2 protein-coding genes are annotated in these 643 nt (G+C 39.7%); both read right to left on the bottom strand.

Translation table 11 applies throughout. The features are described 5' to 3' along the window. Positions 1-296, bottom strand: a 296-nt coding sequence (locus AAEY99_RS21160) for a flagellin N-terminal helical domain-containing protein (protein WP_502959518.1), incomplete at its 3' end; no start/stop codon positions are given. A 254-nt stretch (positions 297-550) separates the two neighbouring features. Then, the gene (locus AAEY99_RS21155) at positions 551-643 is read right to left on the bottom strand and encodes a flagellin (RefSeq protein WP_351011939.1); all 93 of its coding nucleotides are present in this window, start codon (positions 641-643) and stop codon (positions 551-553) included.

Raw genomic sequence — 643 nt, 5'->3', positions numbered from 1 at the left:
GACTGCAAAGACAAGTCACGCATACGTTGCAAAATATTAGTAGACTCACTCATTGCACCTTCAGCGGTTTGAGCAATTGAGATACCATCGTTAGCGTTACGCATAGCGACGCCAATACCGTTAATTTGACTGGTCATACGGTTTGAAATTTGTAAGCCAGCAGCATCATCTTTTGCACTGTTAATGCGAAGACCTGAAGCTAAACGCTCCATAGAGGTAGCAGTATTGCTTTGTGCTTTGTTTAGGTTGCCCTGTGCTTTCATTGACGTTACGTTAGTGTTTACTGAAATAGCCATGATTTAATTCCTCGTATTCCTGACTGTAGACATTGCCTGTCTGTATTAAGCCAGGCGAATCATATTGGTTACAATTAAGGTAACGGCATGGTTACGAGGAACTTTAGTTTTTTTTTACACAATACAAAATTTATACATTAGAAACGCAATAAACTCTTATTTTCAATACATAACCTACAAATAAAAAACCCGTCACTTGAATAAGTGGCGGGGTTTACTATATCGACTAATGGCTAATGGCTAATGGCTAATGATTAACCAAGTAGTGATAATGCAACCTGTGGTAACTGATTCGCTTGCGCCAACATTGCAGATGAAGCCTGTGACAGAATCTGCTGCTTACTCAG

The sequence above is a fragment of the Shewanella sp. S1-58-MNA-CIBAN-0166 genome (assembly GCF_040310085.1).
Taxonomy (GTDB): Bacteria; Pseudomonadota; Gammaproteobacteria; order Enterobacterales; family Shewanellaceae; genus Shewanella.
This window is presented reverse-complemented; position numbering and strand designations above follow the sequence as displayed.